This window comes from Ureaplasma diversum NCTC 246 (assembly GCF_000731915.1).
In the GTDB taxonomy this organism is placed as follows: domain Bacteria; phylum Bacillota_I; class Bacilli_A; order Mycoplasmatales; family Mycoplasmoidaceae; genus Ureaplasma; species Ureaplasma diversum.
Genome location: NZ_JFDP01000068.1, coordinates 1 through 8,788, shown reverse-complemented (window position 1 = coordinate 8,788; position 8,788 = coordinate 1). Strand labels below are relative to the sequence as shown.

At 26.6% G+C, this 8,788-nt stretch carries 9 protein-coding genes; 1 reads left to right on the top strand and 8 read right to left on the bottom strand.

Features of this window, described 5'->3' with window-relative positions; translation table 4 throughout:
* Positions 1 to 210: 210 nt before the first annotated feature.
* On the bottom strand, positions 211 to 1,725 hold the full coding sequence (gene gpmI / locus UDIV_RS03170; RefSeq protein ID WP_038103219.1) for a 2,3-bisphosphoglycerate-independent phosphoglycerate mutase: 1,515 nt from the start codon (positions 1,723 to 1,725) through the stop codon (positions 211 to 213).
* Positions 1,725 to 2,465, bottom strand: a complete 741-nt coding sequence (locus tag UDIV_RS03165; protein WP_038103217.1) for a triose-phosphate isomerase — start codon at positions 2,463 to 2,465, stop codon at positions 1,725 to 1,727. The genes gpmI and UDIV_RS03165 overlap by 1 nt, the downstream gene beginning before the upstream one ends.
* A 133-nt stretch (positions 2,466 to 2,598) precedes the next feature.
* Between UDIV_RS03165 and rlmH the strand changes: the two genes are divergently transcribed.
* Positions 2,599 to 3,078 carry a 23S rRNA (pseudouridine(1915)-N(3))-methyltransferase RlmH gene (gene rlmH / locus UDIV_RS03160; RefSeq protein ID WP_038103215.1) on the top strand — a complete coding sequence of 160 codons (480 nt, stop codon included), beginning with the start codon at positions 2,599 to 2,601 and terminating at the stop codon, positions 3,076 to 3,078.
* 8 nt (positions 3,079 to 3,086) lie between these two features.
* Here rlmH and UDIV_RS03155 read toward each other — a convergent pair whose 3' ends face one another.
* From UDIV_RS03155 to mnmG, 6 genes are all read right to left on the bottom strand, one after another.
* Positions 3,087 to 3,350: a hypothetical protein gene (locus UDIV_RS03155; protein ID WP_051749506.1), complete on the bottom strand. Its 264-nt coding sequence runs from the start codon at positions 3,348 to 3,350 to the stop codon at positions 3,087 to 3,089.
* A complete protein-coding gene (locus UDIV_RS03150) occupies positions 3,341 to 4,780 on the bottom strand; it encodes an ATP-binding protein (RefSeq protein ID WP_051749504.1) in 1,440 nt (479 codons plus the stop codon). The genes UDIV_RS03155 and UDIV_RS03150 overlap by 10 nt, the downstream gene beginning before the upstream one ends.
* Before the next feature lie 239 nt (positions 4,781 to 5,019).
* Positions 5,020 to 5,481, bottom strand: a complete 462-nt coding sequence (locus UDIV_RS03145; RefSeq protein ID WP_081847830.1) for a SemiSWEET family sugar transporter — start codon at positions 5,479 to 5,481, stop codon at positions 5,020 to 5,022.
* A 4-nt stretch (positions 5,482 to 5,485) separates the two neighbouring features.
* Positions 5,486 to 5,890 (bottom strand): PQ-loop domain-containing transporter, encoded by a 405-nt coding sequence (locus UDIV_RS03140; protein ID WP_038103213.1) that lies wholly within the window; start codon positions 5,888 to 5,890, stop codon positions 5,486 to 5,488.
* An 18-nt stretch (positions 5,891 to 5,908) separates the two neighbouring features.
* Positions 5,909 to 6,613, bottom strand: a complete 705-nt coding sequence (rsmG, locus tag UDIV_RS03135; protein WP_038103211.1) for a 16S rRNA (guanine(527)-N(7))-methyltransferase RsmG — start codon at positions 6,611 to 6,613, stop codon at positions 5,909 to 5,911.
* A complete protein-coding gene (gene mnmG, locus UDIV_RS03130; RefSeq protein ID WP_038103209.1) occupies positions 6,600 to 8,456 on the bottom strand; it encodes a tRNA uridine-5-carboxymethylaminomethyl(34) synthesis enzyme MnmG in 1,857 nt (618 codons plus the stop codon). Before mnmG ends, rsmG begins: the two co-directional genes overlap by 14 nt.
* Positions 8,457 to 8,788 lie beyond the last annotated feature (332 nt).

Sequence of the window (8,788 nt, the reverse complement as noted above, 5' to 3'; positions counted from 1 at the left end):
TGCCTTTTGGTGGTATTGAATCAGAATTAGAACCAAAAGAAAAAGATTCTGTTGATCGAGTTAAAGTTGTTCAATAATTTAAACAAATAAGTTTTTATAAAACTAAAGTAATTAATAAATATTAAATAAACAAATGTAGGTTTTGGTGTTTATAACACTTTAACCTACATTTTTTAATGTGTTTTTATTGTTGTTTTCAAAAGGAACAATCTATTGATCAAAACAAATTTCGATCAAACTATCCTCAGTCATTTCAGCTGGTTTTAATAAACCTAAATAATCTAAAAGAGTTGGTGCTACATTAGCTATTGATCCATTAATAATTTCTTTAAATCTAACACTTTTATCAGTAATAATAAATGGTACTTGGTTTAAGCTATGAGTAGTTAATGGTTGGTTTTGATCATCAAGCATTAAATCAGCATTACCATGATCTGCTGTTATAAATAACACTCCATTATTTTCTTTAAAATAATCATAAAGTTTCTTTATTTCATCATCTAAAGATTTAACACTTTGAATCGTTGCTTTTAAATTACCAGTATGTCCAACCATATCTGCATTTGCATAATTAACTACAAAAACATCAAACTGATCATAATGATCAATAATTGTTTGTGTAATTAAATTAGCTGACATACTTGGTTTTAAGTCATAAGTAGCTACTTTAGCTGATGGAACTAAAAATTGTTTTTTAGATGGATAATAAACATAATTTCCCCCATCAAAAAAGAAAGAAACATGAGCATATTTTTCGGTTTCAGCAACTCTTGCTTGCTTAATATTATTAGCTCTTAAAACATCACCTAAACTATTTTTAATTTCTTTTTTATTAACTAATACATTAGAGTTAACTTTTGGGATTTGTGTAATTGTTGTTAGTTCAATTTGATCAATATTAAATGGATTTATATATTGATAATTTTGTTGATTTTTAATTAGATGTGTTAATTGCATTATTCGATCAGCACGATAGTTAACTAATAAGACACAATCATTAGGTTTTAGTGCATATTGATCATTTGATAATAAACTAAAAGGTTTAATAAACTCATCACTAATTTCTTGTTCTTTAAACTCATTAAAAATATCTTTTAGTTGTTTGTTAACTAAATTATTTTCTAATGTAAACATCTCATTAAAAGCTAACTGGGTTCGATCTCATCTTTGATCTCGATCCATTGCATAATAACGACCAGAAATTGATTTTAAATAAACATTATCATATTGATTAATTAATACTTCTAATTGATCAATATAATTAATAAAATCATATTGATAACTATCTCTACCATCAACTATTAAATGAACTATAATCGTTTTATTAATATCTTTTGCTAATTGATTAATTAAATAGTTGATGTGTTCATAATTACTATGAACTAATCCTTTTGAATACATTCCAACTAAATGGATTCTATTACTATTTATTGATTGAAGTTTAGTTATTAATTCATTGTTTTGTATTGATTCATTAATTAACTGGTTTGGACTAGTTAATAATCTTCCTGATCCGATTAAAAGATGACCGGTTTCACTGTTTCCAAACTGGTTATCAGCTAATCCAACATGCTTTCCTGAAGCATGTAATGATATAGTTGTATAATCTTTCATTAGTTGATTGATACAACTTGGATTAGCTAAATAAATAGCATCAGTACTATCTTTTTTACCTATTCCATAACCATCTAAAATGACTAAAGCTACTTTCTTTTTTAGATTCATTATTGTTGATCATCCTTATCTTTTAAATTGGTCATTATTTTTATCATTTGATTTAAATTATTAACATCTAATGAAGCATTACCAACTAAAACACCGTCAATACATTTAATAGATAATATATCTTCTAGATTAGATACATTAACAGACCCCCCATATAAAACAGGAATGTTTAAATTTGTACAATTATATAAATAAGTTTTAATAACTTGAGTAACTTTATTAATGTGTTCTAAACTAGCAGCTTCTTTACCAATAGCAAAAATTGGTTCATAAGCAACAATTAAGTTTTTAAGATTCTTATAATTAACAACATTAACTAATTGATCAATAATAAAAGAAATTGATTTTTTTTCTTCATAAACAAAATCATCTTCACCAATACATAAAACAACATTTAAATTATTAGCTAAAGCTGTTTTTGTTTTGTGGTCTACAAGAGCTTGGGGTTGATAGAATCGAAGTTCTGAATGACCTATTAAGGTTGAATTGATACCAATATCAAGTATTTGACTATAACTAATTTGACCAGTGTAAGCCCCGCTTCGTTCTGAAAAAACATCCTGAGCCATTAGCTCAACTTGTTTTTGTTTAGCTTGATCATCGAATCGATCTAAATATAAATCACCAATAGCTAATTTTATTGTTAACTTATCAGCATCAAATTGATCTATTTGATCAAAGTATTGATTTAACATTTGCTGGTTAGCATTCATTTTAAAATTAGCTAATAAATATTTCATGATTTCATTTCCTTTAATATTAATATTTTAATTTTACAATAAAGCTTTAAATCCTTAAACTAGATTAATGCTAATAATGTAGAATTAGAATTATTGATTATTAAAGTCTTAAAAATTAAGTTAATATGAAATTATGAAAATAAAAATTATTTCAGTTGGAAAGATCAAAAACAAACATTTAAATTGTGTTATTAATGATTATATACAACGAATTAACAAGTTTACTAAAGTTAGTTGTATAGAAGTTGATGATGAACCTGAAACTGCTCAATTAAGTGTTGAAAACATTAACCAAATAAAAGCTAAAGAAGCTAGTAGAATCATCAAACATATAGAACCAAAGGATTATGTTGTTGCACTAGTTATTGAAGGAAAAATGATAAATAGTGTTCAGTTAAGTGAAATGATTACTAAATTACAAAATCAAGCAATTACTTCAATTGCTTTTGTAATCGGTGGATCTAATGGGTTATGTCAAAGTGTTTATCAACGAGCTAATTTTTTATTATCTTTCTCACCAATGACGTTTGCTCACAATATAGCTAAATTATTATTGAGTGAACAAATTTATAGAGCCTTTAGTATTATCAACAATACTAAGTATCATAAGTAAAAATATCATTAATTATTTAAGGTGTATTTTCTGTTTTTATTAGCACCAATTGGTGCTAATAAATTTTCTTCAACCAGTTCTGATAATAAGAATCGGACTCTAGATGGTTTAAGGTTTAGAATGGTTTCGATTTCTTTTGAAACAAATTCTTTATTTTTCTTAGCAAAATCTAAAATAATATCTTTTTGTTTATCTTTTAAATATAGGGGTTTATCGCCGCTCTTTTGTTTTATCGCCGCTTTTTTAGTATTATCAGTAGCACTTATCGCCACTGATTTATTGTTTTTAGGAGTTTATCGCCACTTTCACTATTTATCGCCACTGATTTATCGCCACTCTTCTGATTTATCGCCGTTAATTTATCGCCACTTTCACCATTTATCATCACTTTTTTAGTAATATCAGCACCATTTATCGCCGTTTTAATATCGTTTTTATCAGTTTTATCGCCGTTCTTCTGATTTATCGCCGCTGTTTTATCGCCAATATCATCATTTATAGCCATTCTTTTGGTATTATCAGCATCATTTATCGCCACTCTTTTATTATTTTCATAATTAAGATTTTTTAATATTATATAGAATGAACTATCACTAGATTTAAACTCAGGCTCTAATTCATTTCTATAATTTATTTGAGCAACATAACTATCTAATATTTTCTTTAAACCACTACCTCTTCTTTCCATTAAATTCATACGATTAAAAACATCGGCAATGATAGGGTTTCTTCTTTTTGATGCTACATCATATACATTTGTATTTTGAATGATACTACCATCAACCATCCCACCAGGTGAATAAATTTCTAAACGATCATCATACATATCAATATGAATTTCTGAACCAATTTCACTATAATCTCGGTGAATCAAAGCGTTTGTTAATGCTTCTCTTACTGCTAATTCAGGGTAGTCTGGATACTCAATTCTTTGATGGTTAGCTTTTCTTCACATTTTAACTGAATTATTGTTGATAAAGTCTTCACCTTTTTCAAGCAAATATAATAAATTTCCTTGATATTCTTTATCATCATATGCTTCTAATTTACCGTTTGATTTATTCAATCCTTTTCAACGAGTTGCAAAAATTCTAGATTGATAAACTAATTGCCCATCTGCAAATAATGCTCCAGCATTAGTAAGATTATTATTTTCATCGACTAATAAAAATGAAGTAAAATCAACCTCTTTTAATTCTTTTCTTGTTTTTTGATAATAAACAGTTTTTAAAAGTCCAAAAGAAACATCATTAAAATTTATGTTTGTAGATAAATTATCAAAGGTTTTATTTAAACCTTTTAATATAAGAGCTTTATATTGGTTGTTGGTTGCAACAATGCTTTTGTTTCCTGTTCATACATAAACTATTTTGTTCTTTGAATCACTAAAATAATAAGGAGTTTCATTTCCTGAATAAACAGTTAGGACAATAAATTCCTTGCTTGATTCAGAGTGAATTGTTAATTCACATAATGGTAAAGGTTCTAATTTAGTTTTGATAAATTCACTAATAGATTCTTCATCTTTTTTGGCATTAGCTAACCCAACACATTTATCATTATCATCGATACCAAAAATAATTTTCCCACCTCTAGTATTAGAAAAAGCAACTACTGTTTTTAATCAATCTAGATTCTCTTTTTCTAGTTTCAATAGTTTTTCATGGTTTGTTGATTTATTTAAACATTCAAGCAAATTCATTTTTAGATCCTTTTAGAAATAGTTAAGAACAAATAGGAATTAATAATATTTTAACAACATAAAATCAATAGTAGATTAACAAAACGGTGTTGCTATTTTCTTTACTTTTTAAAGTTAACCACAACAAGTAAAGAAATCAGATTTAGTTAAAAAACAACCCATTACTTTTTTATACTTAAGTGGGAACACTATGTTGCAACCCATCATAAACAAACAAAAAGCTAGAAGAAATTTCCCTTCTAGCTTTGCCTTTTCTTATGTTCTTTTAAGAAATGGTAATGATCGATTCATTCAGCTTCAGACATATTATTATCCTTAGCTTTCTTTAAGTTATATATCTTAAAGATCAATATAATTCCATTTAAAAATAAATTAATACCATGGCATATTAATAATGGTAAACTGGATGCATAAAGTGCTATTCCATAATCTTCTAATAAAACATATCTAACTATTAATAAAACAGCTGATAAAGAAAATAAGAAACGAGCACAGAACACCAAACTAAACATTGATGTACTTAATGATGTAGTGTTACGAGTTTTAATTGTATAAATTGTTTGTGGTAAAAAAGCAGCAAGTAATAATACACTTGATACTAAACCAAAACTAATAATGATAATTTGATTAGTGTTGTTAGTATTAGTTTGATTAATTGTTTCACTAAACAAGGAAGAGATAATATTTAAATTATTGTTCATATTTTTATTTATTACCTTCATTTTGTTTAGTTTGTTGATTTAGAAATGGGGCAACCATTTGTTCATAATAAGCTTTTTCACTTAATTGGTGCTTTTTTGCTTTATTGTAATTAATAATTTTATAAACTAGCATTACTACACTTAATAATGAAGCGATGAAATTAGAAATCATAATTGCTAAACCGTTTTGGATACCAACGATAATAGTTGGTGATAAACCAATTTGTAAAGCTCCATAAACACCAAATAAAAAACAAGCAACACTTACTAAAATTAAAAAACTGAAAGACAAGCCATCAGTTCTTTTTGATTGAAATACTTTATAGGTTTGAAAACTATAAGCTACAGTTAAGCAAATACATCCAACAACACCAACTACTGTAATAATATAGGACAATTCTGTTAGCATAAACACCTACTTTTAAATTTATAAAGGTTTTTTAGAGATTAAACTTCAAGAACGAGGATAATCTAGATCAGTTACTTTTTGTTTTTGATATATCACAACTTTGTGTGTATGATTTGTTAGTTTGTATTCTAATAAATTAACTTGTTCTAATCCAAGAATATTAATAGTATTAGTAGCTATTTGTTGTTCACTTTCTAAATTTAATCCTTTAGGCTGAACTAAATAACCACCAACTTTAACAAAAGGGCTTGAGATTTCTAAAATTTTATATAAACTAGCAACAGCACGTGAAGTAGCTATATCAAAACTTTCTCGCATCTTTGAACTTAACTCTTCAGCTCTCATATTTCATACTTCTATGTCTGATAAATTAAGAGCATTGATTACAATGTTTAAGAATGAACACTTTTTAGAATTTGCTTCTAATAAAACAACTTTTAAAGATGGAAAAACAATCTTTAAAAGAATCCCAGGAATCCCAGATCCAGTTCCAATATCAATTAAAGATAATTGTTGATTTTCTCAATTAAGATCTTTATAAGGAATTAATGAATCTAAAATAAATTGTTCATAAATTAAACTATCATCATCTAATCTTGTTAAGTTAAATTGTTGATTATATTCTTGAACTAAATTCTTATATTGTTCAATTAAATTGATCATATTTTCATCAACAAAAGAAAAGTGTTTTTTAAGTTCAATAACAAAATTAGTTTTGTTCATTCTTAATTCTTTCTATGTAGTATTTAATCATTACAATATCAGTTAAATTAACTCCACTGATTCGGCTTGCTTGATCTAAATCTAATGGTCTAATTTTATTTAGTTTTTCTCTTGTTTCATATGATATGTTAGGGATAGTATGATAATCTTCTATATCAACTAAACTAATCTTATTTAGTTTCTTTAGTTGTTTTAGATTTTCTTCTTGGTTTTTTATATATCCTTCAAATTTAACTTGAATTTGAATCTTACTAATTAGTTGATCGTCTAAAGTTAATGGAATTGGATAAAAAGGAAGTAAATCATTTAATTTTATTTCTGGTCGTTTTAGATAATCAATTAAATAAGTATTAGTTTTAGATGTAGTAAATTTAAGTTGATCTACTTGACCAACTGTTGTGGTTTTTAATCATTCTAAAACTTGGTTGATGATTTGTTTTTTGTTTAAATAATCATCATATACTTCTTGTTTAACTAAACCAATTTCATAACCTATTTTAATTAATCGATCATCAGCATTATCATTTCTTAAGCTTAATCTATGTTCTGCTCTACTTGTTAATAATCGATATGGTTCATTAACACCTTTAGTTACTATATCATCAATCATGACTCCAATATAAGCTTCATCACGACCTAAAACAACAGGAGCTTTATTATGGATTTTTTGGTGAGCATTAATAGCAGCCATTAATCCTTGAGCTGCAGCTTCTTCGTATCCTGAAGTTCCATTAATTTGACCAGCAAAAAATAAATTATTAATTAGTTTAGCTTCAAGGGTTGGATAAAGTTGTGTTGGGTCAATTGCATCATATTCAATAGCATAAGCATATTTTAAAATTTTGGAATTTTCTAAACCTGGTAAAGTTCTTATCATTTTTTCTTGGACTTCAACTGGCATTGAAGTACTAAAACCACCTAAATAAATTGAATCTAAATTATAAGATTCTGGTTCAACAAAGATTTGATGTCTTTCTTTTTCAGCAAACTTAACAATTTTATCTTCAATAGAAGGACAATATCTTGGTCCAATACTTTTAATAGAACCACCATACATAGCTGATTCATTTAGATTATTAGCAATGATTTGATGTGTATCTGGTTGAGTATGAATAATATAACAAGGCAATTGATCTTCAAAAGGTTTATAAGTTGGCTGATAGTGAGAAAATGCAATATTTTCATTTGTGCCAGGTTCATAAGCCATAACAGAATAATCAATACTATCTTTATGGATTCTAGGAGGTGTACCTGTTTTTAATCTAATTAAACTAAAACCAAGCTTAATTAGATCTTTAGATAAGAATTTAGCATTTTTATTACCATCTGCTCCCTCATCTACTTGTACTTTTCCACGATGTGTAATTGATTGAAGATAAGTACCTGCAGTAATAATAACTACTTTTGCATATAAACAAGTATTATCAGCCAATTTAATTCCTTTAATAGTTTTATCTTCAACTATTAATTCAACTACTTCACCAATTACTAGACTTAAATTAGGTTGTTGTTTGATTTGTGTTTTAAATCATTCTTGGTAAGCTAATTTATCAATTTGAGCTCTAATTGCTCAAACCCCTGGACCTTTTGATGAGTTAAGAATTTTCATTTGCATTGTTGTAGCATCAGCTGCTTTTCCCTGAATCCCACCTAATGCATCAATTTCTCTTGTTACTATTCCTTTAGCAGGACCACCAATTGATGGATTACAAGGCATTAATCCAATCCCTTTTTCATCTAGGGTTACTAAACAAGTGTTGTTGTTTAAATTAGAAGCAGCAAAAGCAGCTTCTAAACCAGCATGACCAGCCCCAATCACTATTACATCATATCTCTTTTCCAAGATAAACACCAACCTAACTATAAATATTAATTATATCAATATTAAGATAAACAAGCAAAAACAAAAGAGACATTATTTTATTAATAATAAGATTTTTAAAGTACTGATTTAAGGTTTATTTAAAAGAGCATGAAATAAGATAAAAATTTAAATCTAATATAAATAAACAAAGGGTTTATATCTCTGTTTATTTTGTTATAAAAATATGTTTTTTTAAATTCTCATTTATTTAAAGATGTATAATAAAAAGTATGACTCCGTATTTTCTGAAAAATTTAATTAATTTCACGACTTTACATAATTATATATATATATATATATATATATAGTTA